The 16,286-nt window shown below is 68.6% G+C and carries 19 protein-coding genes, 4 tRNA genes and 1 pseudogene; 9 read left to right on the plus strand and 15 right to left on the minus strand.

Going from position 1 to position 16,286, the window contains the following annotated elements:
- The 12 genes and pseudogenes from CSC76_RS12750 to CSC76_RS12805 all read right to left on the minus strand — a co-directional run.
- A partial coding sequence (locus CSC76_RS12750) for a GTP-binding protein (RefSeq protein ID WP_049472805.1) occupies nt 1-127 on the minus strand: 127 nt, incomplete at its 3' end.
- Nucleotides 128-162: 35 nt separating this feature from the next.
- Nucleotides 163-238 (minus strand) — tRNA-Thr (locus tag CSC76_RS12755).
- 54 nt (nt 239-292) lie between these two features.
- A tRNA-Gly gene (locus CSC76_RS12760) sits at nt 293-366 on the minus strand.
- A gap of 39 nt (nt 367-405) precedes the next feature.
- A tRNA-Tyr gene (locus tag CSC76_RS12765) sits at nt 406-491 on the minus strand.
- A gap of 109 nt (nt 492-600) precedes the next feature.
- On the minus strand, nt 601-1,692 hold the full coding sequence (gene ychF / locus CSC76_RS12770) for a redox-regulated ATPase YchF (protein WP_162110387.1): 1,092 nt from the start codon (nt 1,690-1,692) through the stop codon (nt 601-603).
- 82 nt (nt 1,693-1,774) lie between these two features.
- On the minus strand, nt 1,775-2,356 hold the full coding sequence (pth, locus tag CSC76_RS12775) for an aminoacyl-tRNA hydrolase (RefSeq protein WP_162110388.1): 582 nt from the start codon (nt 2,354-2,356) through the stop codon (nt 1,775-1,777).
- Between the two features lie 51 nt (nt 2,357-2,407).
- On the minus strand, nt 2,408-3,061 hold the full coding sequence (locus CSC76_RS12780; RefSeq protein WP_162110389.1) for a 50S ribosomal protein L25/general stress protein Ctc: 654 nt from the start codon (nt 3,059-3,061) through the stop codon (nt 2,408-2,410).
- A gap of 113 nt (nt 3,062-3,174) precedes the next feature.
- On the minus strand, nt 3,175-4,134 hold the full coding sequence (locus tag CSC76_RS12785) for a ribose-phosphate diphosphokinase (RefSeq protein WP_162110390.1): 960 nt from the start codon (nt 4,132-4,134) through the stop codon (nt 3,175-3,177).
- Between the two features lie 32 nt (nt 4,135-4,166).
- A tRNA-Gln gene (locus tag CSC76_RS12790) sits at nt 4,167-4,242 on the minus strand.
- Between the two features lie 46 nt (nt 4,243-4,288).
- Nucleotides 4,289-5,149: pseudogene (gene ispE / locus CSC76_RS19420) on the minus strand (4-(cytidine 5'-diphospho)-2-C-methyl-D-erythritol kinase); the annotation flags it as partial.
- Nucleotides 5,128-5,778, minus strand: a complete 651-nt coding sequence (gene lolB / locus CSC76_RS12800; protein ID WP_162110391.1) for a lipoprotein insertase outer membrane protein LolB — start codon at nt 5,776-5,778, stop codon at nt 5,128-5,130. The pseudogene ispE and the gene lolB, both read right to left, overlap by 22 nt.
- On the minus strand, nt 5,775-7,466 hold the full coding sequence (locus CSC76_RS12805) for a tetratricopeptide repeat protein (RefSeq protein WP_162110392.1): 1,692 nt from the start codon (nt 7,464-7,466) through the stop codon (nt 5,775-5,777). Before CSC76_RS12805 ends, lolB begins: the two co-directional genes overlap by 4 nt.
- Before the next feature lie 66 nt (nt 7,467-7,532).
- On the opposite strand from CSC76_RS12805, the gene hemA reads away from it, so the two are divergent.
- Genes hemA through ppk2 form a run of 6 tightly spaced genes read left to right on the plus strand, consistent with a single transcriptional unit; the run spans nt 7,533 to nt 12,033 of the window.
- Nucleotides 7,533-8,813, plus strand: coding sequence for a glutamyl-tRNA reductase (gene hemA, locus CSC76_RS12810; protein ID WP_162110393.1), 1,281 nt, complete (start codon nt 7,533-7,535; stop codon nt 8,811-8,813).
- Nucleotides 8,791-9,876, plus strand: coding sequence for a peptide chain release factor 1 (prfA, locus tag CSC76_RS12815; RefSeq protein ID WP_162110394.1), 1,086 nt, complete (start codon nt 8,791-8,793; stop codon nt 9,874-9,876). The genes hemA and prfA overlap by 23 nt, the downstream gene beginning before the upstream one ends.
- Nucleotides 9,873-10,325 (plus strand): GNAT family N-acetyltransferase, encoded by a 453-nt coding sequence (locus CSC76_RS12820; RefSeq protein WP_162110395.1) that lies wholly within the window; start codon nt 9,873-9,875, stop codon nt 10,323-10,325. Before prfA ends, CSC76_RS12820 begins: the two co-directional genes overlap by 4 nt.
- 26 nt (nt 10,326-10,351) lie before the next feature.
- Nucleotides 10,352-10,870, plus strand: a complete 519-nt coding sequence (gene moaB / locus CSC76_RS12825) for a molybdenum cofactor biosynthesis protein B (RefSeq protein ID WP_162110396.1) — start codon at nt 10,352-10,354, stop codon at nt 10,868-10,870.
- Nucleotides 10,871-10,886: 16 nt separating this feature from the next.
- Nucleotides 10,887-11,225, plus strand: a complete 339-nt coding sequence (locus CSC76_RS12830) for a helix-turn-helix domain-containing protein (protein WP_162110397.1) — start codon at nt 10,887-10,889, stop codon at nt 11,223-11,225.
- Nucleotides 11,226-11,253: 28 nt separating this feature from the next.
- Nucleotides 11,254-12,033 carry a polyphosphate kinase 2 gene (gene ppk2, locus CSC76_RS12835; RefSeq protein ID WP_162110398.1) on the plus strand — a complete coding sequence of 260 codons (780 nt, stop codon included), beginning with the start codon at nt 11,254-11,256 and terminating at the stop codon, nt 12,031-12,033.
- A gap of 404 nt (nt 12,034-12,437) precedes the next feature.
- Here ppk2 and CSC76_RS12840 read toward each other — a convergent pair whose 3' ends face one another.
- From CSC76_RS12840 to CSC76_RS12850, 3 genes are read right to left on the minus strand one after another with little or no spacing between them, the layout of a single operon-like run.
- Nucleotides 12,438-12,704, minus strand: coding sequence for an acylphosphatase (locus CSC76_RS12840; protein ID WP_162110399.1), 267 nt, complete (start codon nt 12,702-12,704; stop codon nt 12,438-12,440).
- The gene (locus CSC76_RS12845) at nt 12,704-13,276 is read right to left on the minus strand and encodes a TlpA family protein disulfide reductase (RefSeq protein ID WP_162110400.1); all 573 of its coding nucleotides are present in this window, start codon (nt 13,274-13,276) and stop codon (nt 12,704-12,706) included. Before CSC76_RS12845 ends, CSC76_RS12840 begins: the two co-directional genes overlap by 1 nt.
- A complete protein-coding gene (locus CSC76_RS12850) occupies nt 13,273-14,550 on the minus strand; it encodes a YihY family inner membrane protein (protein WP_162110401.1) in 1,278 nt (425 codons plus the stop codon). The genes CSC76_RS12845 and CSC76_RS12850 overlap by 4 nt, the downstream gene beginning before the upstream one ends.
- A gap of 76 nt (nt 14,551-14,626) precedes the next feature.
- On the opposite strand from CSC76_RS12850, the gene wrbA reads away from it, so the two are divergent.
- The 3 genes from wrbA to CSC76_RS12865 are packed head-to-tail and all read left to right on the plus strand — an operon-like array spanning nt 14,627 to nt 16,268.
- Nucleotides 14,627-15,223 carry an NAD(P)H:quinone oxidoreductase gene (wrbA, locus tag CSC76_RS12855; RefSeq protein ID WP_162110402.1) on the plus strand — a complete coding sequence of 199 codons (597 nt, stop codon included), beginning with the start codon at nt 14,627-14,629 and terminating at the stop codon, nt 15,221-15,223.
- Nucleotides 15,223-15,555: a DUF2069 domain-containing protein gene (locus tag CSC76_RS12860; protein WP_162110403.1), complete on the plus strand. Its 333-nt coding sequence runs from the start codon at nt 15,223-15,225 to the stop codon at nt 15,553-15,555. The genes wrbA and CSC76_RS12860 overlap by 1 nt, the downstream gene beginning before the upstream one ends.
- On the plus strand, nt 15,555-16,268 hold the full coding sequence (locus tag CSC76_RS12865) for a hypothetical protein (RefSeq protein ID WP_162110404.1): 714 nt from the start codon (nt 15,555-15,557) through the stop codon (nt 16,266-16,268). Before CSC76_RS12860 ends, CSC76_RS12865 begins: the two co-directional genes overlap by 1 nt.
- The last annotated feature ends 18 nt before the right edge of the window (nt 16,269-16,286 follow it).

Consider the following 16,286-nt stretch of genomic DNA (forward strand, 5'->3'; position numbering starts at 1 on the left):
CGCCACCGAAACGCTCCGCGCCGATCTTCGTCAGCGCCGCCGTCAGCGTCGTCTTGCCGTGGTCAACGTGGCCAATCGTGCCCACGTTCACGTGCGGCTTGGTGCGTTCGAATTTACCCTTTGCCATGGCTGCTAGTTCTCGCGTGAATCGTCAATGGGAAGTGGTGCTCACGAATGGAATCGAACCATCGACCTCCTCCTTACCAAGGAGGTGCTCTACCGACTGAGCTACGTGAGCGTGAAACCTGTTCGTGTTGCCTGGACTTGCTGCAGACCCTGTACGGGCGTTCAGTGGAGCGGGAGACGGGAATCGAACCCGCACTAGTAGCTTGGAAGGCTACAGTTCTACCATTGAACTACTCCCGCACCGGGAGACCACTACAACTCGAAACAACAACGGAAAACTGGTGGAGGGAGGTGGATTCGAACCACCGAAGGCGTAAGCCAGCAGATTTACAGTCTGCCCCCGTTGGCCGCTTGGGTATCCCTCCGGTATCACCGGACTGACCAGGCCTGGCGGCCAAATCAAACCAGGGTGAAACAGCCCGAGATTTTGGCGTGTGCGGATGCGTCTGTCAACGCGCCCGACACATTTTTTTCTCAGACGTTGAACCGGAAGTGCAGGACGTCGCCCTCCTGGACCCGATACTCCTTGCCCTCCAGCCGCAGGCGGCCGGCATCGCGGGCTCCCGCTTCGCCCCGGTACTTGATGAAGTCGTCGAAGGCGATGGTTTCGGCGCGGATGAAGCCCTTTTCGAAATCGGTATGGATCACGGCCGCCGCCTGCGGCGCGGTGGAGCCCGCCCGGACGGTCCAGGCCCGGACTTCCTTCCCGCCGGCAGTGAAGTAGGTCTGCAAGCCCAGCAGGGCGTAGGCGGCCCGGATCACCCGGTTCAGGCCCGGCTCGTCCAGCCCCAGATCGGCCAGGAAGGCGTCCCGGTCGGCGTCGTCCAGCTGGGACAGCTCTTCCTCGATGGCGGCCGACACCGGCACCACCTGGGCCCCCTCGGTCGCGGCGCGGGCACGCACGGCCTCCAGGTGCGGATTGTTCTCGAACCCGTCCTCCAGCACGTTGGCCACGTACATGACCGGCTTGAGGGTCAACAGGAACAGGTCGCGGACCAGCGCCTTCTCCTCTTCGTCCAGCCCCAGCGCGCGCCCCGGCTTGCCGTCGTTCAGGCCGGCCTGCAGCTTCTGCAGCACGGGCTTGCGGGCGATGGCGTCCTTTTCCCCCGCCTTGGCCGAACGCTCGGCGCGGTTGAGCGCCTTTTCCACGCTCTCCAGGTCGGCCAGCGCCAGCTCGGTGTCGATGGTGTCGATGTCCGAGATCGGGTCGATCCGGTTGTTGACGTGGATGACGTCGTCGTTCTCGAAGCAGCGCACCACGTGGGTGATGGCGTCGACCTCGCGGATGTGGGCCAGGAACTTGTTGCCCAGACCCTCACCGCTGGCCGCGCCCGCCACCAGACCGGCGATGTCGACGAACTCGACCGCGGTCGGGATGACCTTCTGCGGGTTGATGATCTCGGCCAGCTGGTTGAGGCGCGGGTCCGGCACCGGCACCACGCCCACATTGGGCTCGATGGTGCAGAACGGGAAGTTGGCCGCGGCGATGCCCGCCTTGGTCAGCGCGTTGAACAGGGTCGACTTGCCGACGTTCGGCAGGCCGACGATGCCGCATTTGATGCCCATCGTTTGAATCCAGGATTAGTGATTCGGGATTCGGGATTCGCCAGGCAGCGGCCTGCGAATCCCGACTCCCCAATCTCCAATCTCACGCCTTGGGCGTATGCAACCGCGTCATCGCATCCATGAAATTGCCCGATACGGCCAGCGGCAGCACGTCCAGCGCATCGTCGATGGCCCGCGCGATCAGGATCTCGTCGTCCTTGCCCGGCTTGCCCAGCACCCAGCTGGTCACCCGGTCCTTGTGGCCGGGATGGCCGATGCCGATGCGCAGGCGGTGGAACTTGCCATGACCCAGGTGCTGGATGGTGTCGCGCAACCCGTTCTGGCCGCCATGGCCGCCGTCGAACTTCAGCCTGGCCACACCGGGCGCCAGATCCAGCTCATCATGCGCCAGCAGCGCCTCTTCCGGCGCGATCTTCCAGAACCGCAGCGCCGCCGCGACCGACTTGCCGCTCAGGTTCATGTAGGTGGCCGGCTTCAGCAGCCACACCGGCTGCCCGGCTACGACGACCTTGGCGGTCTCGCCGAACAGCTGGCCGTCCAGGCCGAAGCGCTCACCCTGCCGCTCCGCCAGGGCGTCGACAAAATGGAACCCGGCGTTGTGCCGGGTTCGGGCATGTTCGGCACCGGGATTACCCAGTCCGACGATGAGGCGCAGGCCTGCCATGGGGACGCATCGCGCACCCTCGCCCGCCGGAGCGGGCGAGGGCTCACGCGATTACTTGTCGTCCTTCTTGGCGACCTTGGCCGCCGGCACTTCGGCCGACTCCACGGGAGCTTCCTCGGCCTCTTCCTTGCCGTGCTTGGCGATCACGACGGCGACGTCGTGTTCCTTGCCCAGCTTCAGCTCGGGAATGACGACACCGGCCGGCAGCTTGATGTCGGACAGGTGGACCACCGCACCGATGGCCAGGTCGGCCAGGTCGATCTCGATGAACTCCGGCAGGTCCTTCGGCAGGCACTCGACGACGACTTCGTTCAGCTCGTGGGTGACCACGACCTCGGCGGACTTGCCGGCCGGCGACTTGTCCTCGTTGAGGAAGTGCAGCGGCACCGCGGTGCGCAGCGTCTCGTTCTCGTTCACGCGCTGGAAGTCCAGGTGCATGATCTGCTGCTTGAACGGGTGGCGCTGCATGTCACGCAGCAGCACCTTCTGGATGTCGCCATTGAGGCTCAGGTCCAGGATGGACGAGTAGAACCAGTCGTTCTGGCTGGCCAGCCAGACCTCGTTGTGGTTCAGCTGGATGCTGACCGGATTGAGTTCGCCACCGTAGACGATGGCGGGCACCTGGCCGGCGTGACGGAGGCGGCGGCTCGCACCCTTACCCTCGTCCTCGCGGCGCTGCACCTTGATTTCATGCGTGTTTGCCATGTTTCTTCACTACCCAGGTTGTTGGATCGCCTTGCGGCGGCCCGATGAAGGCTCATCCGCGACCAGATGAACCCGAAAAGCCACGCCCCGATTAGCCGGCGCGCGGCGGAGACTCAATCCACGTACAGCGAACTGACCGATTCGCCGAAGGCGATGCGGCGGATCGTTTCCGCCAGCAGTTCCGCCACCGACAGCTGGCGGATCTTGCTGCAGCCCTGCGCCTGCGGCGAGAGCGGGATGGTGTCGGTGACGACGAGTTCGTCGAGCACCGAGTTGTTCAGGTTGTCCACCGCCGGGCCCGAGAGCACGGGATGGGTGCAGTACGCCGCCACCTTGTTGGCGCCGTGCTGCTTCAGCGCCGCCGCGGCGGCGCAGAGGGTGCCGGCCGTGTCGACGATGTCGTCCACCAGCACGCAGTCCTTGCCTTCCACGTCGCCGATGATGTTCATCACCGTGGCCACGTTGGCGCGCGGACGGCGCTTGTCGATGATCGCCAGGTCGGCGTCGTCCAGGCGCTTGGCGACCGCACGGGCGCGCACCACGCCACCCACGTCGGGCGACACGACCAGCAGGTTCTCCGTGCCGTAGGCGCGCCAGATGTCGGCCAGCAGCAGCGGGGAGGCGTACACGTTGTCCACCGGGATGTCGAAGAAACCCTGGATCTGGTCGGCGTGCAGATCGACCGTCAGCACGCGGTCGGCGGTCACCGCGCCGAACATCTTCGCCGCCACCTTCGCCGTGATCGGCACGCGCGAGGAGCGCATGCGGCGATCCTGGCGGGCGTAGCCGAAATACGGCACCACCGCGGTGACGCTGCTGGCCGATGCGCGCTTCAGCGCGTCGATCAGCACCAGCAGTTCCACCAGGTTCTCGGCGCTCGGCGCGCAGGTCGGCTGCACGACGAACACTTCCTGCCGGCGGACGTTCTCCTGGATCTCCACCTGCACTTCGCCGTCGGAGAACCGGGACACCAGCGCCTTGCCGGGACGCACACCCAGTTCGCGACAGATGCTGTTGGCCAACGGCTTGTTGGCGTTGCCGGAGAACACAAGCAGGTTACGTTCGTCTTGCATGGGTCGTCTCGGCGGATGCGGCAGGACTGGATTGGCAGGGGCGGAAGGATTCGAACCTACGAATGCCGGGATCAAAACCCGGTGCCTTAACCACTTGGCGACGCCCCGAGGCGTTTTTCTCCGTTCCGCGGACCTGCGCCAGCGCATCCAGCAGCGGCGAGCGCGCCGCGCCCTCCCCCACCCAGGCACGCAGCCCGGCCGGCAGGAGCGCCAGCGCAGCCTCGGCGGCGGTCCGGTCGGCGAACTCCACGAAGCAGCCGCCGCCGGAACCGGTCAAGCGTGGCGTACCGATGTGCGAAAGGGCCTGGAAGACCGCCTCGATGGCAGGCTCCCGGCGACGCACGACCGGCTCGAACGCGTTGCCGAGCAGTGATCCCGAAACGAAGTCCGATATTTTCGCGGGTGCAGCATCACGCGTCAAATCCGGGGACGCGAACAGCGCCGCGGTGGGCACGTGGACGCCCGGATCGACCAGCAGGTACCACGCCGGGGGCAGGTCCAGCGGGGTCAGGAGCTCGCCCACGCCTTCCGCCCAGGCATTCTGGCCGCGGACGAAGACCGGAACGTCCGCCCCGAGCTGCAGGCCCAACCCTGCCAGCCGGTCCGGGCCCAACTTGCAGCCCCACAGATGGTCCAGCACCACCAGCACCGTCGCGGCGTCGGATGATCCGCCACCGAAGCCTCCTCCGGCCGGAATGCGCTTTTCGACGCCGATATCCGCACCTTGGTTAGCTTTGGCGACTTTTTGCAGAAGTTTCGCAGCCTTGATGACCAGATCGTCATCCTCGACCACACCGGGGACTGAGGCTCCGACCCGTCGGATCGCCCCGTCGGGACGGGGACGCAGGTGGATGTGGTCACCCCACGCCAGCAGCCGGAACACGGTCTGCAACAGGTGGTAGCCATCGGCCCGCCGGCCGGTGATCTGCAGCGCGAGGTTGAGCTTGGCGGGGGCCGGCCACGTGGACCAGCCTTCTTCGGCGGGAAACAGGCTCACTGCGGCGCCATCTGCCACTGATCGACGGCAAGCTTCACCGCCGCGCCGTCGCGACGCGCCTCCACCCGGCGAGGCAGGACGGGGCGCGCGCCCTCAGCCGGAAACCAGTCAAGGTAGTCGACGCGCCAGCCATGCTGCGAGAGGGCGCGCAGGCGACCCTGGGTGTCGTATTCCAACCCCTCCACGCCCGCGGCTGGGTCCGCCAGGCCGCGGGCCCAGTGCACCATCGAGGCCACGGGGATATCCCAGCCGGTAGCCTGCCTCAACAGGTCCGCCGCGTTGCTGCCCTCACGGGTTCCGCCCTCCAATCCCTCCAGACGGCCTGCACCGGTCTGCAGATCGCCGGCCAGGCGCCAGCTCTGGCGTGTGACCGGCGCACTGAGGGCAACCTCGTAGCAGGCGTCGGCCTGCTCCCAATCGATGCGGCCGCTGCCGCCCTTGCCGTTGGCGCTGACGGCCACCCGCCCGGAGAACGACCAGTCCGCCTGCGAAGCCAGCCATGCGGCCCGCGTGGCCTGCGACGCCTGCGCGGCCGCGAGCGCTTCCGGATCGCGCAGGACCGGCGAGTCCACGGCTGGTCCGCGCGTGGCGCAGCCTGCCAACGACAGGGCCACCAGCCCCGCCCACAGCATTCCTGAAACCTTCATGCGCCCGTCTTCTCCAGCGCCCGCTGCAGCGAGCGGTTGTCGGGATCGATCTTGCGCGCCTCCTCGAAGAACCTGCGCGCCTCATCCTTCTGCCCCATCACCCACAGCACCTCCGCGACATGCGCGGCGATCTCGGCGTCCTTCTGCAGGGTGAAAGCCCGGCGCAGCTCCACCAGCGCCTCGGCGTTGCGCCCCAATCGATAGAGGACCCAGCCGTAGCTGTCGATGATCGCCGCATCCTCGGGCGCGGCGGCGCGGGCGCGATCGATCAGCTCCAGCGCCTCCTGGTAGCGCGTGGTGCGGTCGGCCAGCGTATAGCCCAATGCATTGAGCGCGGCGACGTTGTCCGGCTCGATCACCAGGATCCGGCGGAAATCGGCTTCGGCATGGTCGATGCGGTCGCGGCGCTCCCACGCCAGGCCGCGCGAATACAGCAGCGCCAGGTCGTCGGGATAGGCGGCCAGCCCACGCGCGAAGACCTCCAGTTCACCCGCGTCCTGCCGGTCCTCGTGGCGCAGCTCGGCTTCCATCAGATAGGCGTCGCGACGGGTCCCGTCGCCGACCTCGGCATCGGCCTGGAGCCGTCGCGCCTCGGCGAAGGCTTCGTCCTTGCGTTCCAGGTCGAACAGAGTCTTGATCGCCCTCAGGCGCGCCTCGGCGCGCTGTTCGCCGGCAGGCCCGCTGCGGTACCACGCCAGCGCTTCCTCGCGCCGCTCGAGGAACTCGGCCATCTGGCCCAGCAGCAGGCGACGTTCCGGGCTGTAGGCCGTCGCCGGGTCCTTCCCGGTGGACGCCCGCTTCAACTCTTCATACAACGCATCCAGTGCCTGCTTGTCGTCGGCCTTGGCCAGCAGCTGCGCCCGAAGGCCGTAGGTCAGGGTGTCCTGCGGACCCTGCCCCATCGCCCGCGAGGCCGCCGCCGGGTCGCCCAGCCGGTCGTACTCTTCCGCCAGCTTGAGGCGCAGCGCCGCATCGCCCGCCGCCTTCGGCAGCAGACCGTCCAGCACCGTTTTCGCTTCGTCCTTGCGGCCGGCCTGCTGCAACTGGCTGGCCTGCAGCAGGGCTACCTGCGGCTCGCCGGAGAAGCGCTTCACCACGTTGGCCACCATGCGCTCGGCCAGCACCGGCTGGTCCATCTGCTGGGCCAGCCCCGTGAACGCCAGCCAGGCCTGCAGGGTGTCGGGGATGGCGCCCTGATCGACCAGCTCCCGCAGCAACCGCGGTGCCAGTTCCGGATCCTTGCCTCCGCTGGCCAGCGCGGTGAGCGCATACCGCCAGCCCAGTTCGTCCGGATCCTGCATCAGGCCGGCCAGCTCCCGACGGGCCTGGCGACCCTGCCCCTGGCGCAGGGCCAGCGTGGCTTCGGCGCCCCGCAGGGCCAGCGTGCGCGGCGATCTGGCCCGCCACAGCTTCAGTGCCTCGGCAGCGCGCGCATCGTCCTTCGCCAGCAGGGCGATGCGTGTGGCGCGCTCCGCGAGGCCGGCATCGTCGTCCCGCCGGGCCGCATCCAGGTACCAGCGCGCCGCATCGGGCAACTGGCCGGCCTGCAGGGCGAACTCGCCGGCCATGACCGTGGTCAGCGCATCGTCCTTCGGCTCGACGGGACGCGTGGACGGGGCGGCCAGCGCCACGGGTGCCAGGGCCACCAGCGCCAGCATCGCCAGACGGGTACGAATCATTTCGGGCATGAAACTCACGTGGGCCGTAAAATGGCGACCCTGATGAGCCAGCAGCTTACTGCAAGCACCTGAACGATGACGTTGTGGGTCCTCGGATTGAACCACCAGACCGCGCCGGTCGACCTGCGCGAACGGGTGGCGTTCGACGCCGGCACGGTGCCGCATGCGTTGTCGTCGCTGCGCGCGTTGCCGGACGTGGCCGAAGCCGCCCTGCTGTCCACCTGCAACCGCACCGAACTCTACGCCGTGGCCGAAGATGGCGACGTGCTGTCCAGCTGGCTGGCCACCCATGCCGAAGGCTTGGAAGGCTATCTGTACCGGCATCGCGACGCCGATGCGGTGCGCCACCTGTTCCGGGTGGCCACCGGCCTGGATTCGATGGTGCTGGGCGAACCGCAGATCCTCGGCCAGGTAAAGGGCGCCTGGGCCACGGCGCGCGAGCACGGCGCGCTCGGCAACCGCCTGGACCGGCTGTTCCAGCAGACCTTCGCCGTGGCCAAGCGTGCGCGCACCGATACGCGGGTGGGCGCCAACCCGGTGTCGGTGGCCTCCACCGCCGTGCGCCTGGCGCAGAACTCCTTCGCCCGCCTCAGCGAATCCACGGTGCTGCTGGTCGGCGCCGGCGAAACCATCGAACTGGCCGCCAAGCATCTCAGCGAAGGGCGCGTGCGCCGGCTGCTGGTGGCGAACCGCACGCTCGCGCATGCGCAGGAACTGGCCAGCCGCCACGGCGGCTATGCCCTGCCGCTGGCCGAACTGGACCGCCACCTGGCCGAGGCCGACGTGGTCTTCTCCGCCACCGCCGCGCGCGAGCCGGTGGTGCGCCACGCGCAGGTCGCCGCTGCGCTCGCCGCGCGCAGGCACAAGCCGATGCTGCTGTTCGACCTGGCCGTGCCGCGCGATATCGACGCCTCGGTGGCGGACCTGCGCGATGCCTACCTGTACACGGTCGACGACCTGGAGCGCGCGGTCGAGGACAACCGGCGCAGCCGGCGCGAAGCCGCCGATGCGGCCGAAGCCATCATCGACGTGCAGGTGGGCCGGTTCATGGAGAGCCTGCGCGCCGGCGCGCGCACCGAGCCGCTCAAGCGCCTGCGCGCCCTGGGCGAGGCGACGCGCGAGGACGTGCTGGCCAAGGCACGCCAGCAACTGGCGAATGGGCGTGAACCGGAACAGGTGCTCGACTTCCTGGCCCACACGCTGACCAACCGGCTGCTGCACCCACCGACGGCCGCCCTGCGCGAGGCCGCGCTGAACGGCGACGCCGACCTCGCCCGCGCCGCCGACCGCCTGTTCCCGGCCCAGCCGCCCTATTCCCACCTGAAGAAAGACGATGACGCCAACGCTGCGCCGTAAGCTGGAAGCGCTGGCCGAACGCCGGGAAGAACTCGAACGCCTGCTCGCCGACCCGGACGTGATCGGCGATGGCGACCGCTTCCGCGCGTTCTCGCGCGAGTTCGCCCAACTGGAACCGCTCGCCACCGCGATGGCGGAGGAAAAGCGTGCCCGGGCCGACCTGGCCGCGGCGCAGGCGATGCGCGACGACCCCGAGCTGGCCGAACTGGCCGACGAGGAGATCACCGCCGCCCAACAGCGCCTGGCGCGGCTGGACGAACAGCTGATGCTGTTGCTGCTGCCCAAGGACAGCCGCGACGAGGGCAACCTGTTCCTCGAAGTGCGCGCCGGCACGGGTGGCGACGAAGCGGCGATCTTCGCCGGCGACCTGTTCCGCATGTATGCGCGCTATGCCGAACGCCAGGGCTGGAAGGTGGAGATCGAATCCGACAGCCCCGGCGAGCACGGCGGCTACAAGGAAATCGTCGCCCGCATCGTCGGCCGCGGTGCGTACTCGAAGCTGAAGTTCGAGTCGGGCACCCACCGCGTGCAGCGCGTGCCGGAGACCGAATCGCAGGGCCGCATCCACACCTCGGCCGCCACGGTGGCGATCATCCCGGACGTGGACGACGTGGACGAGATCGTCATCAACCCGGCCGACCTGAAGGTCGACACCTTCCGTTCCTCCGGCGCCGGTGGCCAGCACGTCAACAAGACCGAGTCGGCCATCCGCATCACCCACGTGCCGACCGGCGTGGTGGTGGAGTGCCAGACCGAGCGCAGCCAGCACGCCAACCGCGACAAGGCGATGAAGCGGCTGAAGGCGCAGCTGCTCGACGCCGAGCGCAGCAGGCAGCAGGCCGCGCAGGCCGAATCGCGCAAGCTGCAGGTGGGCAGTGGCGATCGCAGCCAGCGCATCCGCACCTACAACTTCCCGCAGGGCCGCATCACCGACCACCGCGTGGAAGGGCTCACCCTGTACGACCTGCCCAACGTCATCCAGGGCGACCTGGACGCACTGATCGACCGCCTTGCCCGCGAGCATCTCGCCGACGAGCTGGCCCGCCTGACGGAGTCCGCATGACGCTCACCGTTGTCCGCCGCGCGGGCCTGAACCACCGGGACGTCGTCGCGCACCTGTTCGACCTGTACCGGATGTTCTATGGCCAGTCGAGCGATCCATCGCTGGCGCGCGCGTTCATCCGGGCCAGGATGGAACGCGACGAATCGGTGGTCCTGCTGGCCTGGCGCGACGAGCAGGCCGTCGGCTTCGTCCAGCTGTACCCTGCGTTCTCTTCGGTCAGTGCGGCCCGCACGTGGATCCTCAACGATCTGCTGGTGGTGCCCGAAGCCCGCCGGCTGGGCGTGGCGCGTGCTTTGCTGTCCGCCGCCGCCGACTTCGCCCGCGACGACGGCGCACTGCGGCTGGAACTGGAAACCGACCACGACAACCACGGCGCGCAGGCCCTGTACCGTGACATGGGCTGGACGCTGTACGACGGCACACTGCGCTCCCGCCTGCCGCTCCGCTGACGCACGATTGCGCTACGCTGCGGGGCATGAGCCATGCCGACGACCTGATCCCGTTGCACCTCTGCGTGCTGACCGTTTCCGACAGCCGCACCCTGGCCGAAGACCGTTCCGGCGACTACCTGGCCGAAGCACTCGCCCTCGAAGGCCACCACCTGCATGCCCGCGCCCTGCTGCCCGACGACCGCTATCGCCTGCGTGCGCAGGTCTCGCAGTGGATCGCCGATCCAGCCGTGGACGGCATCCTGGTGACCGGCGGGACTGGCTTCACGGGGCGCGATTCCACGCCCGAAGCGCTGCTGCCACTGTTGGACAAGGAAATGCCGGGCTTTGGCGAACTGTTCCGGCAGATCAGCTTCGACGAGATCGGCACCTCGTCGCTGCAGTCGCGCGCCTTCGCCGGGCTGGCCAACCAGACCTTCCTGTTCTGCCTGCCGGGCTCCACCTCGGCCTGCCGAACGGCGTGGGAAAAGATCATCCGCGCGCAGCTCGATGCGCGCACGCGGCCCTGCAACCTCGCCACGCTGCGTCCCCGCCTGAAGGAATGAGCCAGGAGAGCTCCCGATGTCGCTCGATGCCACCCTGCGTCTGCTCACCAAGGCCAGCGGCCTGACCGCCGCCGACCTGGCCGCCGCCATCCCGCGGGCCGGCGTATCCACCGTCAAGGCCTGGCTGGCCGGCGAGAAAATGCCCGGCAGCGAACAGCTCAACGCCCTGGCCCGCGCGTTCGGCGTGCCGGCGGGCGCTTTGCTGTCGGAACTGGCCTCCACGCTGGACCCGGCGCGCACGCAGGGCGAGCACGACCTGCTCGCCGCCTATCGCGCCCTGAACACCCGCCAGCAGGGCGCGCTGCTGGAAGTCGCCCGCGGCATGGCTGGCCAGGCCGCGCGCCGCAAACGCTGACCCCCTCTCCGCCGCACAGGACGACGCGATGAAACCACTCAAACGCAAGGACTACGAAGCCCGCCTGAAACCCCTGCAGCTGGAACTGGCGGCGATGGCCCGCTGGGCCTCGCACTGCGGGGCGCGCATCGTGGTGGTGGTGGAAGGCCGCGACACCGCCGGCAAGGGCGGCGCCATCGGCGCGATCATCGAACACCTCAACCCGCGCCAATGCCGCGTGGTGGCGTTGCCCAAGCCCAGCGAACGCGAAGCCACGCAGTGGTATTTCCAGCGCTATATCGCGCACCTGCCGGCCGCGGGCGAGATCGTGCTGTTCGACCGCAGCTGGTACAACCGCGCCGGCGTCGAGAAGGTGATGGGCTACTGCACGGATGAACAGTACCAGCGCTTCCTGCAGCAGGCACCGGTATTCGAACGCGGCATCACCGACGACGGCATCCTGCTGTTCAAGTACTGGCTGTGCGTGGACCAGGCCCGGCAGGAGGAACGCTTCGCCGAGCGTGCGGACGAACCGCTGAAAAGCTGGAAGCTGTCGCCGATCGACCTGAAGGCGCGCGAGAAGTACGCCGACTACACCGCCGCGCGCGAAGCGATGCTCAAGGCCACGCACACCGCCAATGCCCCGTGGACGCTGGTGGATTTCAACGCCCAGCGCGTCGGCCGCCTCACCATGATCCGCGACCTGCTGGACCGCCTGCCCGACACCCGCGTGCCGGCGGAACCGCTGGGCCTGCCGCCGCTGCGCGGCAAGCTGCACAAGGAACGCTACGGCGTGCTCAAGCCGATCAAGCCACAGCGTGGCGGCTGACGATGCGCCTGCCCTTCATGGCCGCGGTGTGGCTGGCGGCGACGCCCGCGCTGGCGCAGGACCCGGCGGGTACGCAAGACCCGTCGGCGACCACCCTGGAAACGCTGACCGTCCGGCCCGAGCCGGAGGAAGTCGTGGACCTGTACCGCTTCCGCAATCCCATCGAGGTCGAACCCGGCACATTCGAACGCACCTGGCGCGAACCGACCAGCCTTGAGCAGTTGGGCAAGAGCGGCGGCATCGTGCCGGTGCTCGCCGGCCTGGCTGCCAAGGGCATCCAGGCGGGCGCACGCAAGATCCCCGGCTGGAAGGAACCCAGGCAGTCGGTGGTCGCGCGACCGCCGCCGCTGGACGAAGCCCAGACCGCACGCGCGCTGCGGCTGCACGAAGCGGGGGAGGGAAGCTCAGCCGGTGACGAAGCCGTCGTTTACCGGTCTCGTCCACGCATCGCGAGCGACCGATTCGACGCGCGCAGCGGGTGGCCCGTGGTGAAGCCACGCTTCCAACGCGTCCAGCGCTGCGGCATCGCCCTCGGCGATCACTTCCACGCCGCCGTCCGCAAGATTGGTGGCCCGGCCACGCAAGCCCAGCGCCAGCGCGCGCTCGCGCGTGGAGGCGCGGAAAAACACGCCCTGCACCTTGCCGGTGACCAGAAAGCGCGCAGCGGCCATCAGGCCCCGGCCTTCGGCCCGCCCGACGCGGCGATGGCCGCTTCGATCTCCCTGCCCGTCACAGGACCGAGGAACTGCTTGGCCACCTTGCCGTCGGGCGCGATCAGGTAGGTCAGCGGCAGGCCGCGCGGCGTGGCGAAGTCCGCGGGCGGGTTGTACACGTCGAGGATCGCGATCGGGTAGACGACCGGGCGCTCCTCCAGGAATGCTTTCAGTTCGTCCGCCTCGATTTCCTCGTAGGCCAGGCCGATCACCTCGATGTGGTCGTTGTCCTTGTCCAGCGCCGACAGGTCCGGCATTTCCTTCAGGCACGGCGCGCACCAGGTGGCCCAGAAGTTCACCACCACCCATTTGCCACGATGCGCGGCCAATGAGTAGTCGGCGCCATCCAGCGTCTTCACCTGCAGGGTCGGTGTCTCGGCTGTCCGCTCGGCGGGTTTCTCCGCGTCGGGATCGACGTCCTGCACGTGGGCCTCGATGGCCGGTTGTGCCGCGTCCGAGGGCGCGGAGCCGGCGTTGCAGGCGGCCAGCGACAGCATGACGGCCAGCGACAGGGAGGGAACGGACTTCATGCAGGCTCCTGGGAGGATTCGACGTACAGGTCGCTGACGCGCTTCTTCAGCAGTTCGCGCAGGGGCACGCGCAGGTCGTCCAGCGCGCGCCGCGCCGCGCATCCCAGCGCATCGTCATGGAAAGGAAGGTGCGCTTCGGCGACGGGAATGCGCAGCTGGCAGGCTTCGTACAGGTCGCACAGCGTCAGGTCGTCCAGGTCGCGCGCCAGCAGCCACTCGCCTTCCTCGTCGCGACGCAGCAGGTTGATTTCGGCCAACTGGCCCAGCATCTGCTGGATCAGCGAATCGGTCAGCATCGGCTCCATCGCCAGGATCTGGTCGCTGTGCAGCCCCCTGCCCTGCGCACGCGCCTGCGCGAAGCGGCCCAGCATGCGCAGCAGGCCGTAGATTTCGTAGCCCAGCGGCAGGCGCAGCGCGACCGGCTGGTAGCGGAACGCCGCCATGCCCGACGCCAGCGACGCACCCAGCAGCACCGCCACCCAGCACAGGAAGATCCACAGCAGCAGGATGGGCGCGGCCGCCACCGCGCCGTAGATCTTCTGGTAGGTGTTGAAACTGCCCAGGTAGACGCCCAGGCCCCATTTGGCCAGTTCCAGCAACACGGTGGCCAGCAGCGCGCCGGCCACGGCGTAGCGCCACTTGATGGTCCGGTGCGGCACCACGCGGTAGATCACCACGATGGCCGCCAGTTCGATCAGCACCGGCGCCACGCTCAGCGACAACGCCTGCAGCCACTTGCCGCCGCTGGTGGCGAACACCGGCAACGCGTAGAAACGCGCCGACAGTGCCAGCGAGGCCGCCGCCATCAGCGCGCCCAGTGTCAGCACCGTCCAGTACACCAGGAAGCGCGACAGCTTCGGCCGCGCACTGCGTACGCGCCAGATGCGGTTGAAGGTGGCCTCGATGCTGTTGAGCGTGATCAGCAGCGACACCACCAGGGCGATCACGCCCACCGCCGTCAGCTTGCCGGTGTTGGCCAGGAAGCCGTCCAGCTTCACCTTCAGGCTGGCCGCCGCGCCCGGCAGGAAGTTGGCGAAGATGTAGTCGCGCAGCTGGTCGCTCCATTCCTGGAACGTGGAGAACGCCGACAGCACGCCGAACACCACCATCGCCAGCGGCACCAGCGCGAACAGCGTGGTGTAAGCCAGCGAACCGGCCGCTTGGAACAGGCGGTCGTCGAGGAAGCGCTTGGCCAGGAAGCGGAAGAACGTGCCCATGCGCGCACGGTCGCGCACACGTTCGGTCCAGCGGTTCAACGAGTCCAGGGGCTCCATGGACGGAAGGGTAACCGATGCGTCATGGAGGCGACATCGCCGATACTAGGCGCTCCCCGAACGACGAAGACGGCCCATGCCCGAGATCCTGGTGCTCTACTACAGCCGCGGCGGTTCCGTGGCCAGGCTGGCGCGGCAGATCGCACGCGGCGTGGGCGAAGTCGACGGCATGTCCGCGCGCCTGCGCAGCGTGCCGCCTGTGGCCGCGGTGACCCAGCAGGCGGCACCGCCCGTCCCCGAGGACGGCGCGCCGTACGTGGACCGGCAGGACCTGGCCGAGTGCGCAGGTCTGATCGTCGGCAGCCCCACCCGCTTCGGCAACATGGCCGCGCCGGTGAAGCACTTCATCGACGGCCTGGGTGCGGAGTGGGCCAGCGGCACGCTGGTGGGCAAGCCGGCGGCTGTGTTCACCTCCACCGCCACTCAGCACGGCGGGCAGGAATCCACGCTGCTGTCCATGCAGGTGCCGCTGCTCCACCACGGCTGCGTGATCGTCGGCATTCCGTTCACCGAGCCGCAGCTGAGCAGCACGCGCACCGGCGGCACGCCGTACGGCGCCAGCCATGTGGCCGGTGGCGAGGACGATCCACAACCCAGCGACGAGGAAGCCGCGCTGGCGCGCGCGCTCGGCCGGCGCGTGGCCGACATCGCGCGTCGGCTGGAGGTGTGCTGATGGAACGCTCGCGCCTGGTCCTGGCCGGCCTGTTGCAGCTGCTGGCCGTCCTGTACGCGGTATGGTTCTACGGCGACCGCCAGTACACGCTGGCGCTGCTGGTGTTCGCGCTGCCGCCGATCCTGCTGATGATCGGCGTCATGGCGCGCCGGCGCACGGCGGCATTCTGGGCCGGTGTGTTCGCGCTGTTCTGGTTCTCACATGCGGTGATGGTGGCCTGGGCCGATCCGGTGAAGGCGCCCTTCGCCTGGGCGGGCATCGTGCTGTCGGTCGGCATCGTGCTGGCCACCAGCTGGCCGGCGTTCGCCAAGCGGTTCGGCAGGAAGGGATGATGCGCTGCGTCGTGGCGCTGTTCTTCTGGGCGCTGGCACCGTGCGCATGGGCGCAGGAGGCGGTGTGCGAACCCGTCGAACCGGCACGCGTGGAGAACCGGGACGGCAGCGTGATGACCGTTCGGACGGAATGCCCTTCGCCAGCGCTGCGTCGCCACATCGTCGAGCTCGCGTGCGACGCCGGACGTACCTGCGACCGCCTGGAGATCGATCAGGAAACGACGTACACCCCGATGGGCAATGCCAGTCTGGTGGATCTGGACGGTGACGGCCTGCATGAGATCGAGATCCTCGGCGCGTGCGGTGCGGGGCCGAACTGCGAGGGCGATGTCTACCGGGTCGACCCGGCCACGCGGACGCTGCAGCACTTCTTCAGCGGTGGCTATTACGAGCTGCAGTTCATCGACGGGTGGCTGGTGCAGGCCGGGCGCAGCAGCTGCTGCAGCTGGAACTATCTGATGTGGAAGCTGGATGCCGTGCGGTCGCTGCCGCTCGGAGACGGCAACCAGGACCTGCGGGCGCAGGTGGACGGCAGTGGCGCCACGTACGACGAAGACGGTCGCGGGGACGCGCAATGCACGTTCCTGCGGGAAAGCGGCGATAATCGCGTGGTGGTCGCACCGCCTTCGCCGGGACTGGAAGACATGATCTGCCGGCACTACGGCGAGGCGTACCGCCTGACACCCCCGGACACAACGCCAGGCGCGCCGTGAGCGCCGGCAGGAGCACAG

Source organism: Pseudoxanthomonas mexicana, assembly GCF_010093385.1.
Taxonomy (GTDB): Bacteria; Pseudomonadota; Gammaproteobacteria; order Xanthomonadales; family Xanthomonadaceae; genus Pseudoxanthomonas_A; species Pseudoxanthomonas_A mexicana.